This window comes from Anatilimnocola aquadivae, from assembly GCF_049819085.1.
Lineage (GTDB): Bacteria > Planctomycetota > Planctomycetia > Pirellulales > Pirellulaceae > Anatilimnocola.
Map to the genome: position 1 here is coordinate 4,876,960 of NZ_CP187419.1, position 21,612 is coordinate 4,898,571.

The 21,612-nt window shown below is 59.9% G+C and carries 11 protein-coding genes; 7 read left to right on the top strand and 4 right to left on the bottom strand.

The features are described 5' to 3' along the window. The first annotated feature begins 8 nt into the window (after window positions 1-8). The 6 genes from NA78x_RS19320 to NA78x_RS19345 all read left to right on the top strand — a co-directional run bounded on the left by NA78x_RS19320 (window position 9) and on the right by NA78x_RS19345 (window position 12,377). Window positions 9-2,507 carry a hypothetical protein gene (locus NA78x_RS19320; protein ID WP_425614011.1) on the top strand — a complete coding sequence of 833 codons (2,499 nt, stop codon included), beginning with the start codon at window positions 9-11 and terminating at the stop codon, window positions 2,505-2,507. After that, entirely contained in the window at window positions 2,504-4,516 is a 2,013-nt protein-coding gene (locus NA78x_RS19325) for a hypothetical protein (RefSeq protein WP_425614012.1), read from the top strand. The genes NA78x_RS19320 and NA78x_RS19325 overlap by 4 nt, the downstream gene beginning before the upstream one ends. Then, window positions 4,513-8,847 (top strand): hypothetical protein, encoded by a 4,335-nt coding sequence (locus NA78x_RS19330; protein ID WP_425614013.1) that lies wholly within the window; start codon window positions 4,513-4,515, stop codon window positions 8,845-8,847. The genes NA78x_RS19325 and NA78x_RS19330 overlap by 4 nt, the downstream gene beginning before the upstream one ends. A 58-nt stretch (window positions 8,848-8,905) precedes the next feature. Then, window positions 8,906-9,937, top strand: a complete 1,032-nt coding sequence (locus NA78x_RS19335; RefSeq protein ID WP_425614014.1) for an AAA family ATPase — start codon at window positions 8,906-8,908, stop codon at window positions 9,935-9,937. A 117-nt stretch (window positions 9,938-10,054) separates the two neighbouring features. After that, window positions 10,055-10,963, top strand: a complete 909-nt coding sequence (locus NA78x_RS19340; RefSeq protein WP_425614015.1) for a DUF58 domain-containing protein — start codon at window positions 10,055-10,057, stop codon at window positions 10,961-10,963. 235 nt (window positions 10,964-11,198) lie between these two features. Continuing rightward, window positions 11,199-12,377: a helix-turn-helix domain-containing protein gene (locus NA78x_RS19345; protein WP_425614016.1), complete on the top strand. Its 1,179-nt coding sequence runs from the start codon at window positions 11,199-11,201 to the stop codon at window positions 12,375-12,377. 350 nt (window positions 12,378-12,727) lie between these two features. On the opposite strand, the gene NA78x_RS19350 is transcribed toward NA78x_RS19345, so the two are convergent. Both NA78x_RS19350 and NA78x_RS19355 read right to left on the bottom strand, forming a co-directional pair. After that, window positions 12,728-14,155 carry a hypothetical protein gene (locus tag NA78x_RS19350; RefSeq protein ID WP_425614017.1) on the bottom strand — a complete coding sequence of 476 codons (1,428 nt, stop codon included), beginning with the start codon at window positions 14,153-14,155 and terminating at the stop codon, window positions 12,728-12,730. A 509-nt stretch (window positions 14,156-14,664) separates the two neighbouring features. Further along, a complete protein-coding gene (locus tag NA78x_RS19355; protein ID WP_425614018.1) occupies window positions 14,665-16,440 on the bottom strand; it encodes a sialate O-acetylesterase in 1,776 nt (591 codons plus the stop codon). 93 nt (window positions 16,441-16,533) lie between these two features. Here NA78x_RS19355 and NA78x_RS19360 point away from each other — a divergent pair, with 93 nt between their 5' ends. Then, window positions 16,534-17,283, top strand: coding sequence for a helix-turn-helix domain-containing protein (locus NA78x_RS19360; protein WP_425614019.1), 750 nt, complete (start codon window positions 16,534-16,536; stop codon window positions 17,281-17,283). A 31-nt stretch (window positions 17,284-17,314) separates the two neighbouring features. Here NA78x_RS19360 and NA78x_RS19365 read toward each other — a convergent pair whose 3' ends face one another. Continuing rightward, a complete protein-coding gene (locus NA78x_RS19365; RefSeq protein WP_425614020.1) occupies window positions 17,315-18,709 on the bottom strand; it encodes a DUF1501 domain-containing protein in 1,395 nt (464 codons plus the stop codon). Then, window positions 18,699-21,608, bottom strand: coding sequence for a PSD1 and planctomycete cytochrome C domain-containing protein (locus tag NA78x_RS19370; RefSeq protein ID WP_425614021.1), 2,910 nt, complete (start codon window positions 21,606-21,608; stop codon window positions 18,699-18,701). The genes NA78x_RS19365 and NA78x_RS19370 overlap by 11 nt, the downstream gene beginning before the upstream one ends. Window positions 21,609-21,612: the final 4 nt, after the last annotated feature.

Here is a 21,612-nt window from a genome sequence, read left to right on the forward strand (position 1 = left end):
GGAACTCGATGAATCGCTGGTGGGGCTGGTTTTTGGGATTGGATGGAGTGACGTCGATCGAAGAGGTCGATGTGGCTCTCGCTGCGCCTTGGGCGCAGGATGCCCCGTTTTGGGTCTTTCTCGCCGCCACCGGCCTGATAGTTCTCTCGATCATCTTTTACCTGCGATGGCAAAATGGCCCGAAAGCTCCGACGCGCTGGGTGCTCGCTGTATGCCGCGGTCTGCTCCTGGCGATTTTGCTCCTCACGCTGGCCGATCCCGTGCTGCAGATGCACGTCACGCGGAAGCATCAGCCTCAGGTGTATGTCGTGTTCGATGGTACCGACAGCATGGCCATCAGCGACCAATTGCCCGAGGCTCAGCGCAAGGCGCTCGCCGCTTCCACAGGTCTGAAGGAAATCCCATCGGCGCCAGCGGGTGAAACTCCCGTCGCAACGGGCGGAACAACGGCCCCCACGCGGATGCAATACATACAGTCGTGGCTGAGTAAAGCTGACAACAACACGCTCGCGCAGTTGCAAGAGAAACACAAGATTCAACTCGAAGCGTTTGTCTTCGACGGCAACACCACCAGTCAACTGCGCAAACTGAGCGAAGCCGGCAATCAATCCGAAAAGCCGCTCTCGGGCAGTTGGCTTGCCGAGCAACTCACGACCAAGGGCCAAGTGACGGCTCTCGGTGCCGTGCTGCAAGAGACGAGTCAGCAGTTCGGTTCAGGACGTCTCGCCGGCGTAGTGCTCGTCAGCGATTTTGCCCACAACGCAGGAACTGCCCCGGTCGGCATCGGTGACAACACGCCGCTGGCGAAGCTAGGTGTGCCTATTTATGCGGTGGGCGTAGGCGCGACCGAGGCCGTCGATCTGGCCGTTGATTTGCAGACCGATCCTAAAATGAAAAAGGCCGAGCGCAGCAGTGTGCTCGTCAAGCTGCGGCAAAGTGGACTGCAGGGGCAGAGCGTGACGGTGCGCGTCAGTGGACGCAAGGTTGGCGGCGACTCCGCGGCGCTATTGCCCGAGTTTCAAGTTGGCCAGCGGACGGTTACGTTGCAAAGCGGCGTCGAGACCCTCGAAATTCCATTCACGCCGGAAGAGTCCGGCCGGTTCGAATTCACCGCCACCGTCGATCCCGTCGAAGGTGAAATCGTCGATCAAAACAATCATGCCCTGCGGCAAGTCAACATCATCGACGACTACCTGCGGCTGATGTACGTTGCCCACGAGCCCACTTGGGAATGGCGGTTTATCAAGGAAGTCTTTCATCGCGACAAGCTCGTCGGCATGGATGGCTTTCGCACGTTTCTCGCCTCCAGCGACCCGCGCGTGCGTGAAGCGAATGTTCTCTTCCTGCCGACCCTCACGCCCAAGCGAAGCGAGTTCTTTGCTAACGACGTGCTCTTTCTGGACGACATGCCCCGCGCAGCGCTCAACGATCGCTTTTGCGAAATGGTGAAGGAGTTCGTCGGCAATCTCGGTGGTGGTTTGGTCGTGATCACGGGCCCTCGCTTCGGCCCCAAAGAAATCGAGCAAACGCCTCTCGCCGATCTGCTGCCCGTCATCGTTGACCCGCAAGCGGACCGCCGCGACGCTCCAGAGTTTCCCGAGTTTCGCGCCCGTCTCACGCCGCATGCTGCCCGCTATCCATTCATGCAACTCGGTGCGACGGAAATTGAGAACACCAAAGCCTGGGATAATCTCGGCAAGTTGCCCTGGTATCAACCTGTCGCCGCCTTACACGAGCAGGCCTTCGCGCTGGCCGAACATCCCACCGATAAATGCCGCGACGGCAAGACTCCGCAACCTTTGATTTCGGTTCGGCAGTATGGCAAGGGAGAGGTTGTCTTCCTCAGCTTTAATGAGACCTGGCGTTTGCGGCGCAAGTATGGCGAAAAGTACTATCGCCAATTCTGGTCACAGCTGATTTATCGCCTCGGCATGAGCCACGCCCTCGGCAGCGATAAGCGGTTCGTCGCTCGCCTGGATCAACCGCAATACCGAGCTGAAGACAAAGTGACGCTCACCGTCGAAGCCTACGATGTCAACTTTGAGCCGCTCGACGAAGCCAATGTGACCGACCGCACGCTCGAAGCAGAGCTCATTATTCCTGGCCCCGGCGGTGGTGAGGTTCGTCCCATCCGGGTTCCGATGCTGCGCAAGGGTGTCTTCGAGGCTCGCATTCCCGTCCTTGCCGTGGGCGAATACAGCCTGCGCGTGAAGGACCCCGTGACTGGCAAGTTCGACGAGCAACGCTTTGAAGTAACGCCCCTCTCGGCCGAGCGTCGCCGGGCCGTGCGTGACGAAAAACTGCAAAACGAGATTGCTACACAATCGGGCGGTAAGGCTTACGACCTGACCACCGTGCACAACCTGGTCAACGATCTGCACGCTGAACCAACAATCGAAAAAATGACCCGCAACCAGCCTCTGTGGTCAACGCCCCTGTGGTTCACTCTGGTCGTCGGTCTGATGCTGGGTGAATGGCTGTTCCGCAAACTCCTGAAACTTTCATGACGCGACTGTCGACATTACGAACGCAACTTGCCTCGCTTCGCCGTTCCCGTGCCCTCGTGCGCGTAGTCACCGCCGCCGCGGCACTGGTGATTGCCGCGCTCTGGGCACTTGCCGTCGTGCTGGTGCTTGATCTGCTATTCGAACTGCCTCCGCCGCAGCGCGTCGTGCTGCTGGTCATTGCGATTGGCTGCGTTGCCTGGGCCGCCTACAAGTTCACCTGGCCCATGCTCCAGCAGAATGAGACGATCGAAGACATGGCCCTGCTGGTCGAACGGCAGCAAAAAATCGACAGCGACTTGATCGCCGCCTTGCAGTTTGAATCGCAACGTCCGGGCGAGAGCGGCTCCAAGCAGCTTGAAGGAGCTGTGGTCGATTATGTGGCCCACGTGGGCAATCAGTTGAATGTGTTTGAAGGTTTCTCGCGCACGCAGATGATGCGGCGGGCGACCATTCTCGGTGTGACCGCGCTGATTCTGTTGGTTGCGGCGATCTTGTTTCCCAGTTATGCCGGCGCGTTTTTCAATCGCTTGCTACTGGGCGGACGACACTACCCAACGACCACCACCATCGAGCGCATCGTCGTCAATCACAAGAAGGTGCTGGAAGAGAACATCGACGGGTGTGCTCCCCACAGCATGAAGGCTGCCCAAGGTCGACCACTGGAGTTTGCGGTCTACACACGGGGCAAACAGCCTGACGAAGCCTCGCTCACACTCACGGCGACCGGCGTCACGCGCACCCGCACGCAACTCGACTTGAAACCAGCCACGCGTGAGGAAAGGCTCAATCGCCTTCGTCGCGCTGCCGAAATGCTCGAGACAGCTGCCAAGAGCGATGAGATCGATGTTTCCCTTCCCTGGCAAGAGCAGGTGGCTCTGCTGTTAGCCTTCGATGCTGACAAGCTCTCTCAGGAAGTGGTGAAGACCGACGATCGCGCTAAGCTCGCGACGCTAGCCGCGCAAATTGCCACGCAACTGAAAAGTGATACTGCCCTGCAGGATCACAAGTCGCTCTATCTTGTTCAGCAACCTCGTCTGCTGGAAAGCGTGCGCTACTCGCTGGTAATGGGTGACGCCTGGACCGATCCAGCCGTCATCACCATGATTCCGCTCCCGGCGGTCGAGCCTTCGCTGAAGATCGTCCCGCCAGCTTATGCACAGCAGGAAGCCGCGCCCGATGCTGGTCAGCGGCAAGTGGCAGTGCTGGCCGGTTCATCGCTGGAGATTGCGTTGAACTGCACGAATGGCAAGCCGCTCCAAGCAGCGTGGATCAACATCCGCCAGCGTGACAAAACCGAACGTCTCGATCTAGCCAAGACGGACAAGCAGGGAACGCAGTGGTCGCTGGTCGATCTGCAGGGACACACGCCGCTGAAGAACATTCGCGAAGAATTCCGCTACGAGTTGCAAGTCGTCGACGAAGATGGCCTCAGCCTGGAAACGCCGATTCGCGGCGCGGTGCGCATCAAGCCCGATCGTCCGCCGACCGCCGCGGCCGATGTCGTGCACAAAGTGGTGCTCCCTACCGCCGAGCCCGTCGTGCATTACCGCGCGGCCGACGATTACGGAATCTCATCGCTCAAGCTGCTGGCCGAAGTTGAACGGCACACCGATGACGACGTCGCTGCTGCCGCGCCCGAAGAGAGTGCTCAGTCGAGCGGCACGGCGCAAGCCACTACGGCGGTCGAAAAGAAGGAATTTGCTCTCCTCACAAGTAACCAACCGCTGCGTGGTGGCCAATTGCCGGTAGATGCCAGATTCTCGCTGCCGCTCTCGTCGCTGCAGCTGAATAAAGGGGATCGCCTGAAAATCACGCTGGAAGTGGTCGATTACCGCGGCGACAATGAAGCCGGCCAGCCCACGGGCGAGCGGTATCAATCCGATCCGCTGGTGCTGGAAATCTCGGATGAAAGTGGTGTGCTCGCGGCCATTTCAGAGGCCGACGAGCGCTCGGAACAACGTCTTACGGACATCATCAAACGTCAACTCGGAATTGGGGAAACTCCATGACAAGTTTCGCTGCAGAGAAAGTCGCTCGTGGTTCGCGCAGCTGGCTGCCCCCTCGCGTGCTTGTCGCGATCCTCATCGGAGCCACCTCATGGGCGGCCTTGCCGCTGGCAGTTGGCGCCGATGGCGACTCCTTCCGCAACAAGCAGCAGGCTCAAGAGAAAGCTCGGGCCCTTGCCGGTGAACTTGTCTCGGGCGTGCTCGATATTCAGCTTCGCCAGCTGGAAGAGAATGGCCTGAAGTCGCTGCCGATCTACAAAGACATCGCAGCGATGAAAGGGAACATTCACGAGCTGATGAAGGCCGACATGGAGGAGATTGTGCAACTCCTCGTACAAGCTCAGGAAGGAACTCAGGCCCAGCGACTCGAGAATTTCAACAAAGCCCGCGCTCGCATTCGCGAAGTCGTCGTGCAACTGATGGCTGAACGCCAGAAGCTGTTCCGCCGCATGCAAATCGCCAAGCTCTCGGCTCAGGTTCGCGAGCTGATCAACATGCAGGTCAAGACGCAGAACCTTACCGTCAGCTTGCCTTCGCTCACGCCTCAGCAGCGAGACCAATTCGCCCTCTCGGCCATCGAAGATCAGGCCGACGTCCAACGCCTCTACTATCAACTGGTCGCGGCCCTCGACGATGTCAGCACTTGGGGCGGCCAGGCTGGCGCCGGTGCCGGCGCGGGTTTGCGTATCCTGCGCGCTGCTCAGGTCGATCAAGAACTGAAGTCCGCCGGCTCGCAACTCGCCAAGGCTGAATTTCCTGGTGCAGGCAAAGCGCAACAGTCCGTGGTTCGTGGCCTGCAAGCGTTGCTCGATAAGCTGGAAGAAACGCAAGGCCTCATCGATAGCGACCGCGAGGCGGCCCTGAAAATGGTTCGCGAGATGCTGAAGAAGCAAGAGCAGCTGCGTGAAGAGACCAAGAAGTCGCCGCTCGATCCGCAAGCCGCTGATAAGTTGGCCGCCAAGCAACTCGAAGTGCAAAAGGAACTCGGCAAACTGGCGCAAGCGCTTCAAAGTGCTTTTCCCAACACGCAGCCTTTGCTCGAAGACGCGAAGGCGGCCGCTCAAGAAGCTCGCCGCGATCTGTTCGAAACCAACAAGCCCGAAGCACTCGAAGAGCAGAACAAAGTGATCGGCGATCTGGCCCAGGTTGAAAAGCAAATCGAACAAGGGCTCGATTTGGAAAAGGCCGACAAGAGCGCCGATCAGCTGGCGGAAGAAGTCAAGCAACTGCAAGAGCTCGACAAAGAACTCGCCAAGGCCGCTGCCGAACAAAAGGAATCGACCAAGCAGGCCGAAAAGGCTCCCGCCGAAGCAATGAAGCAAGAAGCGAAGGTTGCCGAAACGCTCAAGAAGGCTGATGAGAAAGCGGAGCTCAACGCCGCGATCGAAAACAAACTGAAGAACGCCGAAGAGGCTGTGGCCGAAGCCATCGAAGCCACCAAGAAGCCCGATCCTGCCGCCGCTGAAGAGCGGAAAGAGGCCGCCGAAAAAGCCCAGGACGCCATTGCTCAGGCCCGAGCCGAGGTTCAGCAACAGCTGGCCGATACCATGCGGCGTGAGCTGGCCGTCGAGATCGGCGAAAAGGCCCGCGCGGCCGAAGCTCTCGAACGTGCCGCTGCCGCCGAGAAAGAAATCGCCAAGGAAGCCGCCGCCGCAGCCAAAGAGGAAGGCCTGACCGCCGAGCAGGCTGACGCTCTCGCTGCCAAGCAGGCAGATGTGAAAGAGGTAACCGATAAGGTGGCCGAAGGTGTGAAAAACACCGCCCCCGAAGCAGCCAAGAAGGTTGCCGAAGCCAAAGCTCCCGCCGCCGAAACTGCAAAGAAGCTCGCCGAAGCCAAACCCATGCCCGGCGAGAAGGCGAAGCCTGCCGCCAAGCAAGCAGCGATGGAAGCTGCCCAAGCTGCTGAGAAGACAGCCGAGAAACTGACGCAAGCCGCTGCCGAACTCCGCAAGGACGCTGGCAAAACGGCCGAAGAACTCGCCAAGGTTGCCGGCGAACAACTCGCCAAGGCCGAAGCCGTTTTGGAAGCCGTCGAGAAGGCTGCGGAGAAGCCCATGGCTTCGAACGCCGAGGCCATCGCCAGCTTGCAACAGGCCGAAGAGAAGGTCCGCGAAGCTCAAACCGAGCAGGCCAAGGCCGAAGGCAAAGCCGCTGCGGCCGAAGCCAAGTCGCAAGCTGAAAAAGTAGCCGAAGTAAAGAAGGAACAAAACCAGGCCGACAAGGCCGCGAAGGATCTGGCCTCCGGCAAAGCGAACACGCCGCTCGAAGCCGCTGGCGAGCAACAAGAGGCCGCCGAGAAAGCCGCCGCAGCCGCCAAAGAAACCAAAGGTCCGGTTGCCGAAGCTTTGAAGGAAGCCGCCGCCGCCGCTGCGGAAGCTGCCAAGGAAACCCTCGGTGGCGACCCGGCCAAGGCCGAAGCTGCCCGTAACGAAGCGCGGGAAGCCATCGGCAAGGCCGCAGAATCCGCCGAAGCACAAGCGGCCGAAGCCGCCCAAAAACCAGCCGGCAAGCCCGACGCCATGGCGCAAAAAGCCGCTGGCGAAAAGGCTGGCGAAGCGGAAGCCCTCGCCGAGAAAGCCGCCGCACAGGCGAGCGACATGCCCGGCGACATGGCGAAGAAGGCTGCCGAAGAAGCAGGCAAAGCCGCCGCTGATGCCTCTGCCCAAGCCGCTGCCGCCAAGGAACAACTCGAGAAAGGCCAGCCTGCGGGTGCTGCCGAAGCTCAAAAGAAAGCCGGCGAAGCTCTGGCCAAAGCTGGCGAGAAGATTCAAGAAGCTCTAAACGAACTCGGTAAGCAAGAAGCCGCCGGTCTGGCCGAAGAAGGCAAAGCTGCTGGCGAACTGGCTGAAAAAGCTGGCGAAGTCGATGCCGGTGCGCAGGCCGCTCTGCAACAAGCGGCCAAGGCCGCTGCCGAAGGTGCCAAGCCAGAAGCAATGCCCGCTGAAGGCAAACCCGGAGAAGCCAAGCCGGGCGAAGCAACTCCCGGCAAGCCCGAAGCTGGCAAGCCAGCCAGTGATCCAGCCAAAGCTGCCGAAGCTCGCGAAGAGGTCGCGCAACGTCTCGATCGAGCCGCCGCGAATCTAGCCGCTCGCGAACAGCAACTCCGCCGCGATCGAGATCTGGCCGAAGCCATCGCGGAACTCGCCAAAGATCAACAAGCAGCCCGCGATGCCATCGGTCAAGCAGCGGAACAACTCGCCCAAGGCGAAGCCGCAATGGGCGAAGCTGGCAAACCAATGCCCGGCGATGCTCCCATGGGCGAAGCAGGAAAACCGATGCCCGGTGAAGCAGGTAAGCCCATGGCAGCCGGCAAACAACCAGCCGCCAAAGCTCCCACGGCAAAACAACTAGCTGCCGCTGAAGCACTGCAACGTGCCACGCAGTCGTTCGCCGAAGCTCAAAAGGCGACCGGTGTCGGCGCCGCCGAAATCTCCGGCCAGCAAGAAGTCGCCAAGGCCGAAATTCGCGAAGCCCTCGAAGCAGCTTCGCGTCTCGCCGAACCCATGGCCGCTGGCGAAGCTCCCACAGGTGAAGCTGGCAAGCCCATCGGCGAAGCTGCCGCTGGCGAAGCTCCGATGGGCCAGGCACAAGCTGCCGCTGCCCAAACTCCCGCTGGCCAACCGGCAACGGGTAAACCAATGGGACAATCCGCCGCAGGCAAACCCATGGGTCAGGCGCAACCAGCTGGTCAAGCCAAACCAATGGGTCAGGCTCAAGCCGCGGCCGGTATGACTCCCGCCATGCCGACGGATCTGGGTACGGGTCTCGTACCCAGCACTCCCGAAGCCACCGCCAATCAAATCGCCGGTGCCGAAGCCCTGGCTCAAGCCGAATCGACTTTGCAGGCCGCCGCCGAAGCCGCCCTGCAAGGTCAACTTGCCCAAGGTGAACCAGGTCAGGGTCAACCGATGCCTGGCCAACCTGGACAAGGTCAGCCCATGCCAGGACAACCGGGCCAAGGGCAGCCGATGCCCGGTCAACCTGGTCAGGGACAACCCATGCCCGGCCAAGGCCAGCCAATGCCGGGACAGGGCCAACCCATGCCTGGTCAAACGAGTCAGGCCAGCAAGGGTGGCTCGCCGATGGGCGGCGAAACGGGCGAAAACCCAGATCAAGCCCCTGGCGAACTGCAGAACGAAGCCACGCAGCAAGGTGACAGCCGCGGCGACAAGAACGCCCAAGATGCCGAAGCCAAAGCTCAAAAGTTTGCCAAGGAACCATGGTTCGCCAAGTTGCCCCCCGCTCTGCAAAGTGCGATTCAAGCCAAGGCCCGCGGCAAAGCCCCGCGCGGTTACGAAGAACGCTTGCGTCGGTATTTCGAGAGCATCGACTAGTTTCCGTTTGAGACAGACCTTTCCCGTTAATCGCCCGCCTAAGAGCCGAGTCCGCCGTATGAGCATTGATCAAAAAGAACAGAACGATGTCGCCGCCGTACAAAAGTGCGAGAAGGCCTACAACCGCTTGCGGGACGAACTCTCGAAGGTGATCGTCGGCCAGAGCGACGTCATCGAGCAAGTGCTCATCGCCATGTTCGCCAAGGGGCACGCGCTGCTCGAAGGCGTGCCCGGCCTCGCCAAGACCTTGCTCATCAGCTCGCTGGCCAAGGCACTGCACCTGTCGTTCAAGCGGATTCAGTTCACCCCCGACTTGATGCCTAGCGACGTCACCGGCACCGAAGTCATTCAGGAAGATCCCGAAACTCACAACCGGGCCTACAAGTTCCTCCCCGGTCCAATCTTCGCGAACATGCTCCTCGCGGACGAAATCAACCGTACGCCCCCCAAGACGCAAGCAGCCATGCTCGAGGCCATGCAAGAACGCCAGGTCTCGGCCGGCGGCAAGATTCACGGCCTCCCCGCTCCGTTCTTTGTGCTCGCCACGCAGAACCCGCTCGAACAAGAAGGCACTTACCCGCTGCCCGAAGCTCAGCTCGATCGCTTCCTCCTCTATGTAAAGGTCGACTACCCGAGCCCGGCTGAAGAATGGGAAGTTGCCCGCCGCGTCACCTCCGGCCAACTCGGCGATATTCAACCGGTTCTCACCGGCGAAGAAATCGTCGAGTTCCAAAAGCTCGTCACGCGTGTTCCGGTTAGCGATCAGGTACTCGGCTATTGCTGGGCACTCGTTCGCGCGACTCGCCCCAATAGCAAAGAAGCCCCGGAGTTCGTCAACAAGTGGGTCAACTGGGGCGCTGGTCCGCGCGGTGTCCTCACCCTGGTCACGGCCGCCAAAGCACGAGCCATCTTGTACGGTCGCTATCATGCCACCGTGCAAGACGTGCAAGCCATCGTCAAACCAGCATTGCGTCACCGTATGGCTGGCAACTACGCCGCTCAAGCGAACGGCCTGAACAGCGAAAAGCTGATCGACATGCTGCTGCAAGCCATCCCCGCCGATCGCAAGTACGAAAAGCCCGCTGCTTAATTCGCTGTATTTCATGAAGCCCGACGCGTCAGCGAGGGTGATTCGAAGATCGATACAGATTGACAGTTCCCCCTCGCTCACGCGTCGGGCTTCCAAAAGCAACATTAACCAACTCGCATGTCCAACTCCGTCCTCAATCGCTATCTCGACCCCGAAGTGCTCAGCCACGTCGCCGACCGGCATTTCGAGCCGCGCGGTCTCGTGATTGGCAACCTCGCTGGTGCCCACAAGTCGCCTCTGGCCGGGTTTGCGGTCGAGTTCGCCGGGCATCGCGAGTACGTGCCGGGCGACGATCCGAAGCACGTCGATTGGCGCATCTACTTCACGCGCGAAAAGTACTTCGTCAAACAGTACGAGCTCGAAACGAACTTCGTCTGTCACCTGGTGCTCGATGTCAGCGCCTCGATGCGTTACGGCGATGGTGGCGAACAAAAACTGCTCTATGCTTCGCAAATGGCCGCGATGCTGGGCTATTCGATCGTCCGGCAAAGCGACAAGGTTTCGCTCACGACGTTCGATTGCCAGATTCGGGGCGTGGTGCCGCCGAGCAATTCGATGAGCCAGGTGTTTCGCATGACGCAACACCTGGACAAGATCGACCCGGTCGAAAAGACCTCTCTGGCCGACTGCTTGAACGAAGTGGCCAGCCGCATGGGCCGCCGCGAAATCGTGATGGTCTTCAGCGACTTCTTTGGCGACCTGCAATCGCTCGAACCCATCCTGCAACGCCTCCGCTACAACAAGCACGAAGTGGTCTTGTTCCAAGTGCTGCATCACGACGAAGCGGCTTTCGAATTCGATGGCATGGTCAAGTTCGTCGGCCTGGAAGTGCCCGACGAATTGCTGGCCCAGACCGAAGATCTCCGCCGCGGCTACCTGGCGGCACTCAAAAAATTCAACGACGAATTTCAAGACCTCGCCCAGCGCAATGGCTGCGAACGCATCTTTGTCGATACGCGTCGTTCGATGGCCGAACTCTTCATCGACTATCTGAATCAGCGAAGCATGCTCAATCGCGGCCGCTAGCATCGGAGTGTCCTGGGGGGTGAGTTCTTCGCCTGCGAGGTAACTAATGGTTGCTTGTCGCGCCTAAGGCGTTAGAATCGACGTCTGCCAAACGGGGCGCAATCTGCCCTCGTAAGCGTTTAGGGGCTACGAAGGCTTCCCCAACGACCGTCAACGAGCACTCCCTGCTCGGCGGTTTGCGGCGAAAAGCCAGCCACAAAATGCAGGCATACAACGGCCACAAAAGGTAACGGCGATGCGATATTCTTTTCGATTGGCAGAGGTGGTGGGCCACGTTCCGGATCCACGGCGACGCCCGGGCACCATCAAGGCGATTTGCGACTACACGGGGCTCGATCGTCACCAGGTCGCTGCCTTGCTGAAGAACGAAGTCAAATACATCCCGCTCGACGCACTCTCCAAGCTGTGCGACTACCTCATCGAAAAGGGCTTCGCCACGGCAGAAGAGTTGCCCGGCCGGCTGTTCGCCGTCGAACCCGAACACTTCTGGGAACTGCTGGCACGTCGTCGCCGGCTGGAACTTTGCCTGGGCGTACGGCGGGGCGAACCGGGCGACTCGCTCGACGATGCCTGGGTGGTCGCTTCCGACTCGGTCTTGCTCGGCGAGTTGCTCAACGGCGTCACCTCGCTCGGCGGCACCGCGCGGCACAAGCGCGAGAAGGACAAAGAAGCCGGTCTGCCGGTAGAGCCCTCGTTCGATCCACATCCCGAGCAACTTCATCAGTCGCTCGTCTTCAGCCCGGGGCAATCGTCGTTTGCCGATTACGTCGACATGGCCAAGCTGGTCTACAACGGCTTCTGCTCGGCCGCCGGCGACAAGGCACTCATCTGCCTCGGCAGCAACAAGAGCAACCCCGTCGTCGAAATCCTGCTGGCCGAAGCCTTCGGCGCGGTCCCGTTCGAATCGCAAGACTCGGTTACATCCGCAAACAAGCGGCACTGCCCGATCTTCTTTCGCTATCGCGGTCACGATCCCCAAACCCCGTCGTGTTGCGGCGGCGTACAAGTCTCGACCAGTGAGAAATCGGACGCACCTGGTATCTACTACGAAAAGTCGGACGGCACGTGGGACGCATGCACCTGGGATGCGACCAAGCAAGATGCCGCCGTGGTCTTCTACATTCATCGCGAGTCGCAAGGTCGGTTGGAGATGATGCTCGGCGGTTACTCGGGCCGCGCGACGCGTCTGCTGGCCCGCATGCTCGCTCGTCGTGGCGAAGAGTTCTGGCCCCCGGTCTACTCGGGCCATGGCATTCAGATCGGCGCTTTCGTGGTGAAGTTCAAACTTCAATCGCAGGCCGAAAGTGACCCCCGCGCACTCCTCACCGATCTGGCTGCCGACAGCGAAATCATCCGCCTCGATGCCGACGTCATCGAACGCCGCATGCAAATCGCCGGCGAAGACGAAGTCTAAATCGCTACTTCTCTTCCTCGCTTCATTCCGCCCCCGCCCATTCTCCCTTCCGCCCCCGCCATTTTCGCTTTCCGGCCCCGGGCCCTTCCCTCCGCCCCCGCCCCTGCGGCGGGGGTTTCTTGGCTTTTGCACTATCGCGTGTCGGAGGTCGGGAATCGGAGGTCGGAGGTCGGAGGTCAGCGCGGGGCCTTTCCTACTTCCCGCCCCCGGCCGCTTTCTTTCTTCCCGCCCCCGGGCCTGCCCCGGGGGTTTATTGGCTTTTGCACTACCGCGTGCCAACATCGCCCAACCCGCTCGCGAACTCTCCCTGCCTTCCACTCCGCAATCCGCACTCCCCACTCCGAACTTCCTCAAAAGCTCTCCTCCACCGTTTGCACCGGAAATTTACTCGGCGGCGGCTCGATCCAGTTCGTCGGCACCAGCCGGCGAAAGCCTTCTGCTTCCTGCACTAGCCTGCCGCGTGCATCCACGCTGAACGCCGAGCCCGGCTTCGGAGTGTAGTTCTCCGGCGCCGATGGATGCCGCTCCGTCGTAAACGCCGGCGCCGTCGACCGCAGGAACTCAATCGTAGGGCAGGAAGAGTGGGAGTGTGGAAGAGCGGGAGAGGGGGAGATTTTGGAGTCCAGTTGAGGCTGCTCTCGACCTTCTTCCTTCTGCCCCCGCGTTTCTTCCTTCCGCCCCCGGGCCTGCCCCGGGGGGTCATTGGCTTTTGCACTACCGCCTGGAAACATCGCGTTGCCAACTCGCTCGATCTTTGCCTCCGTTTTGATAACTTTTTCGTCGATAATTTCAGCGATAACACCGTCGTCACTATCCTCTACTCCCTCAACGACTTCGCACGATTCCACCACCGTTATTTCCGGCACTTTTCCGCCTTCGGTGATAACCGTTTGATAACCATTTTCGCAGGCACTGAATTCTTCCCTTCGCCCCTCCTGTTCCATCCGCCCCCACGCCTGCCCCGGGGGTTCAACGGCTTCTGCACTACCGCCCGGCAACATCTCGTTGCCCACTCGCCAACGCTCCTCTGAACCCAGCCCACTTTCCCAGCGCTCGCCCCTCACCCCAGCCCTCTCCCCTGAGTACAGAGGAGAGGGAGCCAATGCGGCAGCGGCAACTTCTCGTAGCTTCCCTTCATTCTGCATTCTGCGTTCTTCCTTCTGCCTTTCCTTCTCCCTTTCCTTCGCCTCCCACTTCTCCACCTCGGGCAGCGCCGCGTCGATCCACTTCCGCTGCTCCGCCATCCGCTCGTCGTAGGTCATCTCGGGTTCTTCCGGCAGCCGATTCTTCGTCTCGAAGTCGACCGTACCATCGAGCTTGATCCCCTCAAACTTCAGCATCTTCTCGCTCATGCGAATTGCATCGTTGAGAAATCGCGGGTTGCCGTCGCGAGTCTTCGACGACGTTTCTACCATCAATTCACCCTTGAACTTGCGTTTTTTCGCATTGAATTGCGGCTCTTGCGACGCCCGCCACTTCTCGCACATTTGCGAGTAACCCATGTCGAGCCGCCGCTTGTGCTGACGCGTCAGCATGTGCAAACGCTGAATCCGCCCTTGCTCGCTCTTGTGTTCCGTCTCGCGATTGGTCGTCAGTTCCGGCTCACCTTCCCAGCGCTGCAGCTTGTGAAAAATCTTGCTCACCGCAGGCTGCGAGATGCCAAACTCCGCCGCCACCATCCGCTGCGAGACCCCATGCGTCGAGCATCGCTCGTAGATCTCCAGATCCCTCGGCTTCGGCGCGCGAAAGATGCTGTTTGTTTTCTTTTTCTTGCTCATGTTTCGAACTCCGGGTGCGGGAAAGAGGGGGAGAGTGGGAGTGAGGGAAAGTGCGAGACAAATGCCTGCGCGCGCATTCGCTATCCTTGGTTAACCGAGCCGCTTGCGGCCGCTCCCCCCATCCCCACTCCCTCTCCTCGGTACTCCGGGGAGAGGGTCGGGGTGAGGGGCTGATCTTTGAAACAACTCTGCCCGCAACTAGCCACCCAACAGCCGCCAGCGGCTCGGTTAACCAAGAAAACCTACCTTCTCACCCTCTCACTACAACTCAAGTACTAACTAAATGCGCACGACATATGGCTCACATACGAACCAATATCTCGCGCCCGTGATTCATTCGCAAGTACTTTTTAAAAAATCGTCCGGTTCTGGAAGCTGCAGGGGCGTAGAGAGTGCCTGGCTGGAAGGTGCAGCGCGTGGTACCGCTTCAGCCGCAGAAGTTGGCACTCATGCCATCGGCGATGATGACAAGCCGACTCAGGTGATTCGTACCGTCTCAGTGGCGCGTGTCACTTCGCGCCTTGCAACATGGCGGCCATCGCACGGCCTAGTGCTTCGCCCGTTTCGTAATAGGTCTCGGCATTGTGGTTGTAGTGGTAGCCTTGATTGACGGGGGAGACATCCGCTTCGCGCCACAGGTCGCGGGTATCGACGGCTTTCACATTTCCTTTGAACTCGGGGTACTTCGCCTTGTCGCCATCGACGGCCAGTTGCGCTTCGGCAATCTGCAAGCCAAAGCCTTCGCGTCCGGGGTTACCACAGCCTGTGGCCAGCACGAACTTTGCCTTCGGCGCGTCGAAATCCTTGCGTAGCGTCTGAATGAGTCGGACCAGGTTCTGCTCGTAACGACCGGCGAGCGCGGCGTTCTGGTCTTTGTGTCCCTGCCACCACACAAAGCCCGCGACTTCGTACCCTTGCCCCTGATAACCGGGATAGTACTTTTCCAGGTTCTTCAGCACGGCTTTGGCATGGGCCGTATCGGCGTCGTACTGACGACCGGCGTACCAGGGAACGGGCTTCGGTTCGGTGTCTTTGGCCCAGAAGTTAGCCACGTCTTTGTAGCCCGCGTAGATCTTGCCCTCGTGCTCAAATCGCTCGCTGCCGGGCGGCAGCAGGTCCCAGCCGAGACTACGATTCCCGATACATGCCTTCAACAGCAGCACCGGTTCTTCGTGAAAGTTCCCCATGACGTGCCCGAAGCCCAGTTCAGGACCGAACGATTTATTGGGTGTCAGCCATTCGTTGCGAACGTCGCCAAACTTTTCCATGTCTTTGTAGTCGACGCCGCGCTGATCCATCACATGGACGTACCGCACATCCGACCGCGTCTTCCAGTTGCCGGCGTCATCCGCCAGATGCGGATACTTGCCTTTTTCTTTAACCAAGTACTCCAGCGAGCCCTTGGTTTCCTTAGGGCCGACTCTGCCAAAGCCCAGCATGTTGGACTGGCCCAGCATGATGTAAACCTTGATCGGCTTCTTGAGATCGGCAGGCTTGCTTTCAGTCTGCGGCGATTGTGGTTGTTTGGGAGCCTGATCGAGCTTTTCTGCCCCTGTGGGCTCGGTAGCGCACAGCCAGAGTTTGCTCAGGAGCGCAAACATCTGCGGATCGTGCTTGGCAAGTTGCTCGCGGCTGAAGGGAAAGAAGTCGTTGGTCGAAAAGAACGCTTCGCTGCATTCGGCAAAATACTCCATCGGACTCGTCAGCGCATAAGCGCGGACGTTGGCCGAGCGACCATCTCCAAAACGCTGTTCGACGCGATCGTAAAGGCCCTTCGCTTTGGCCTGCTCAAAAACCGCTTTGATCTCTTCGTTCCCAAAGCCTTTGGCCAGGACGCGGTCGTGATAGGCGTGGGCCAGTTCGTGCAGTGTAAAATTGGGCATCCGCTTCGTTTCACGGGCAAAGATGCGGATGTTCGTGAACTCGACTGCCTTCGCCATTGCCGGATCGCGATGGTTGTCGCGCAGCCAGCCCGCACCGGGGTGATACTCGGCGCGGGGTGGAACCTGGGAATATTCCGAGGAGAACCAGAGCGGCACCTTTCGTAGTTCCGCGACAGCGGCTGCCGGCACTACGCGTGTGATCTCTTGCAGCTGGGCCGTTAGCAGTTCCAGCGCCTGTTCGGTTCCCGCTTTGTCTTGCTCCATCAACGCGTCGCTGATGAGTAATGTCCAGCCTTCAATAGACTTGGTCTGATGCTTGGGAACCTGGGTTGGTTCCGCAGCATGAACCAGATTCGCAATCGACAAAACGACGAGGCAGGCGAAGGAGAGGCAGGGCTTCATGTGGTTTCATTCCTCTGCTAGTGTCATCAGGTGGGAGCCCTTAATCTTAGTCTGACCGCCCACCATTCTCTTGGCTCAGAATCGCACCGAAACGTGAATCCGCGCACAAAGCAGCCCGCTGTCGACCTGCCCCTGCGCGTTTCGCAGGTGGAGCTTGGATTGTTAGAGCGGCTGTTCGACCGTTCGCCGGACGTGGCCTTTTTTGTGAAGGATGCGGCCGGGCGATACGTCGCCGTGAACGAGTCGTTGGTTGCCAGGCATGGATTGAAGCACCGGTCGCAAGTCATCGGCAAATGCCCGCGCGACATCTGCTCTGGCGACTTGGGCCGCATTCCCACCGAACAGGACGAGCATGTGCTGCGCACGGGACGTCCGCTGGTGGATCACCTCGAAATGCAACTGCATCGACCCAACGACCCGGTCTGGTGCTTGACGACCAAGCTGCCGATTGTTGATGCGGGTGGCAAAGTCATCGGCTTGATCGGATTTTCGCGCGACATTCGCGCGGCGGTGCAGCCTCACGAGATTCCGCAGGACTTTGCCCGCGCGCTCGAAGAGTTCGAGCAAAGCTTGTCGTCGGATGTCACACCCGCTTGGCTGGCGCAGCGTTCCCAGCTTTCCTCTCAACGACTCGCGCGCCTGACCAAGCGGCTCTTCGGTCTGACTCCGAACCAGTTCATTACCAAGTCGAGAATCGCGGCCGCGTCGCGCCTGCTGCGTGATTCCCATTCAACCGTGGCCGAGATTGCCCACGCCTGCGGCTTCAGCGACCACAGCGCCTTCACGCGGGCCTTTCGCTCGGCGACCGGCATGACGCCTTCCGAGTTTCGCTCCCGGCCTTAGGTCGCCCGCGCTAGATTAGGCCAGCGGTAGCTTAGGCCAGCAGTTCGCGAACGACCTGGCCGCCGAATTGACTCAGTTGCTTGAACCGGCCAGCGTGATAGTAGGTCAGGCGGTTGTCGTCGAGGCCGAGCAGGTGCAGCAGCGTGACGTGGAAGTCTCGGACGTGGTGGACGTGTTCGACGGCGGTTAAGCCAAGTTCGTCGGTCGCGCCGATGGTGTGACCGGCCCGGCAACCTCCGCCGGCCAGCCAGACGGTCATCGCATTGGGATTGTGATCGCGGCCGTATGCTGTGCCGCCGCGCACACCGTTATCGGGCGTGCGGCCGAATTCGCCACACCAGACGACGAGGGTGCTCTCCAGCAAACCGCGCTGCTTGAGGTCGGCGATGAGGGCCGCAATAGGCTGGTCGACGTTGCGAACCAGATTGCCATGTGCCCGTTCGATGTAATCGTGGCTGTCCCAGGTACCGTGATAGAGTTGTACGAAGCGCACTCCTTGCTCGACGAGCTTGCGCGCGAGGAGGCACTTTTTGGCGAACGAATCGGTTTCTTTCTGGCCGATGCCATACAGGGTTTGAGTTGCTGCCGATTCGCGTGACAGATCGAGCGCTGCCGGCACCTGTTGCTGCATGCGGAAGGCCAATTCGTAACTTGCGGTGCGGGCAGCAAGTTCAGCATGCTCGGGATGTTGCTTTTCATGAGCCTGATTCAGCTTGGCAACAAGATCGAGATTCTTCCGCTGCCGTTCGGCAGTGACCCCCAAGGGTGGTTGCAAATCGAGAATGGGCGAACCCTGCGCACGCAGTGGAGTTCCCTGATAGTGCGGGGGCAGGTAGCCATTGCTCCAGTTGGCGGCACCACCCTGCGGATAGCTCACTTCTGGCAACACCATGAAGCCGGGCAAATCCCGATTCTCGGAGCCGAGGCCATACGTGACCCAAGAACCCAGACCGGGATCGCCGCCAAAGCGATTGCCACAATTCATCTGATACATGGCCGTCGGATGATTCACGCTGTCGACCTGGCAGCCGCGAAAGAAGCAGAGGTCGTCGGCGACCTTCGCCAGGTGGGACCAATTGTCTGCCATATCGGCGCCGCTCTCGCCGCACCTGCGAAAGCGAAAGGGGCTTTGCACATAGTATCGCCGGCCACTCTCCATCGCCGACTTTTGCTTCCCCTCGCGGACAAAGTCTTGCAGGTGCATCTCAGCCAGCTTGGGCTTGGGATCGAACGTGTCGATGTGCGAGGGGCCACCTTCCATCATCAAGAAGATGCAGTTCTTGGCCTTCGCGGGATGATGAGCGCGAGGCGGGGCCAGCGACTGGGGGCTTTGCGGCGCGTCGTCGGCTAGCAGCGCGGTGAGCGCCACGCTGCCGAGGCCAAGTCCCGTACCGAGGATAAATTCTCGTCGCTGTTCAATAGACATAGACGAACTCGTTGGAATTGAAGAGAGCCAGGCAAATGTCGGCGAGTGCGCGGGTGCGACGCGAGACATCGGCCGGTTGCAGGTCGGGCACAAACTCCGCATTCGCGTGCAGTTTTTCCCGGAACGTGAACCGCTCGCCGGTGTTTTCTTCTACGGCATCGCGGACAACCTCGAGTGGTTGCCTGTTCGCGGTAGCATGTGCAACTTCGGGTAACAGGGCCTCGATCTCGCGCCAGTGGTTCAGGCAGTGTCGCAATTCGTCCGGCGTGGGCTGGCGCGCATAGATGATCGAAAAGCAGTGCTTGAGGGCTTCGTCGTCCGCGGTGGTTTGATTCACCGCGCGATGGGCAAGCGCTAAAGCCCGCGCGTGACTTGCCTGGCCGTTGAACAGAGTGAAGACTTGCGGAGTGATCAGCGAAGCCTGGCGCCATTCGCAAGAGAAGTCGGGACCCGGAGCATTGAACACATCGAGGTGCGGGTCGATCAGCCCGCGTAGCTTTAGCGCATACAACGAGCGGCGATGCCGTTGCTCAGGGAGAGGATTGGGAATCCAAGCTGCGGCAAAGGTCCCCATCACTTGTCTGGGTTGCAGTGCCACTTCGAGGTTGATCTCGGGGCGGTTCGGAATGCCGCCGAGCGTGCGATTGAGTTCGCCGGTGATGGCCAGTTGCGAGTCTCGCAGCTCTTCGGCACTCAAGCGTCGAGGCTGAAAGACCGCGTAGCTGGTACCTAGCGGATCGAGCCTTTTCACGGATGCAAGATCCCCATGCTGGGTGCTGCGACGATAGGCCGCCGATGACAGAATTTCTCGATGCACCGCCTTGAGGGACCAGTTGCTTTCCATCAGCTTGTTGGCGAGCCAATCGAGCAACTCGGGGTGCGTCGGTCGCTTTCCAGTGGAGCCGAAGTTATTGGGATTCCCTGCGAGCGGCTGGCCGAAATGCCAAAGCCAGAGGCGATTCGCCATCACTCGCGCGGTAAGTGGGTTCTGCTTGCTGGCGATCCAATTCGCGAGTGAAATTCGCCGGCCGTCGATTCCCGGGTCGTTTGCTGCGGCCATTTCACCATTGGCAATCACACTCAAAACGCCGGATCGAACTTTGTCGCCCGGTGAAAACGGATCGCCGCCGGTCAGAATGCAGGTCACTTCGAGTTCACCCGTCGTCTCACGATCGGCTGGAATGCGCAGCGGACTGTTGACCGAGCGCAGTTGCGGCGTACGGCCGTTGTACACGGCGAGTGCATAGGGTTCGTATCGTTCGAGTTCCCACTTGAGGCGTTCGAGTCCTTTGCGGGCCACTCGTTCCAGGCCGTAATCCTGCGGCGTAAAGCCGACCAGCTTTGGCGGAAAGTCCTCTTCGGACAGCTTCTGTTGCAGCAGCAGATTTCGCGCGCCATTAAAGATGCCGCCGCCGTCTCTTTCGCCGCGGCGACCGCTAACTTGCTGAACTGCTTTGTTCCATTCCGCCGGATCTCGTTTTTGTTCCACAAACCAGCGGGCCGCATTAGCCAACAGCTTTTCGTCGAGTTGTTTCAAAACCTCGAGATATTCCGTACGCCGCTGTTCGAGATACTTCCGCTCGTCAAAGCCGCTCACATTCTCTTGTGGCACAAAGGGAGCTTCGCGCTCGGCCAGTTGTGTTGTCGCAAAGACAGCTTGAATGGAGTAGTAATCGCGCGTGGGAATGGGATCAAACTTATGATCGTGACAGCGGGCACATTGCAGCGAGTGTGCCAGAAAGGTTTCGCCGACGCTGTTGGTGACATCGTCGAGAAATCGCTGCCGCGCGACCTTGGCGACTTCCATGCCCGTGAGTTCCCAGGGCCCCATGCGTAGAAAGCCGGTGGCTACCAGACACTCGGAGTTGTCTGAGTCAATTTCGTCCCCCGCGATCTGCTCGCGCACGAACTGGTCGTAAGGCTTATCATCGTTGAACGACCGCACAACATAGTCTCGATATCGCCAGGCGTTGCCTCGTTCGTAGTCGTTGGCAAAGCCAGACGAGTCGGCATAGCGAACCACATCGAGCCAATGCTGAGCCATTCGTTCGCCGTAGTGGGGCGAAGCCAGCAACCGCTCGACGAGCGCTGAAAAAGCAACTTGCAACGGCCGCTCATCACTTGCAAACGCGGCCACCTCAGCGGGCGTTGGTGGCAATCCGGTGAGGTCGTACGTCGCGCGGCGAATGAGCGTCACACGATCGGCGGCTGGCGCGACCGTCAACCCAACGGGCAGCTTGGCCTCAATGAGTTGATCGATGGGATGCTTGCCCTTCGCCGTCAGTGAGGGCTTCTGAATGGGTTGATAGGCCCACAATGACTCGGGCTTGTACTTTCGCTCGGTCCAGGCGGCAGAAAGCCCGCCCGAAGTCTTCACGCTGATGCCATCCTCGGCCGACCACTGGGCAGAGTTTGCCCGTTCGATCTCTCGCGACCGCGCCGCGTCGGGCCAAGGTGCCCCCGCTGCAATCCAGGTCTTGATCCAGCCAACTTCATTAGCCGTTAACTTCTCGGACTCCTTGGGCGGCATGGCCGACCAGTCTGCTGAGGCGCGAGTGACGGCCAAATACAACGGACTTTGTTCGGGCTTTCCCGCCACCACTGCGGGTCCGCTATCGCCGCCACGCAGCGTGCTCTTAGGACTGCGCAGGTCGAGATTGCCCTGGCGCTCTTTCCCCTCATAGCCGTGACAAGCCAGGCACTTCGACTGCAAAAGCGGAGCAATGCGGCGAACAAACAGTTGCTCGGCGGCCATTCGCTCGGCGGCCATTCGCTCGGCGGCACGTTGCTCGACGACTTGATCTTCTGCCGCCAAGCCACCGGCAGAGAAGAGAAGCAGCAGCACCACTGCCGAGATTCGAGTTGGCATCTGATTGTCCTTGTGGCGATTCTCGTTCACAGAA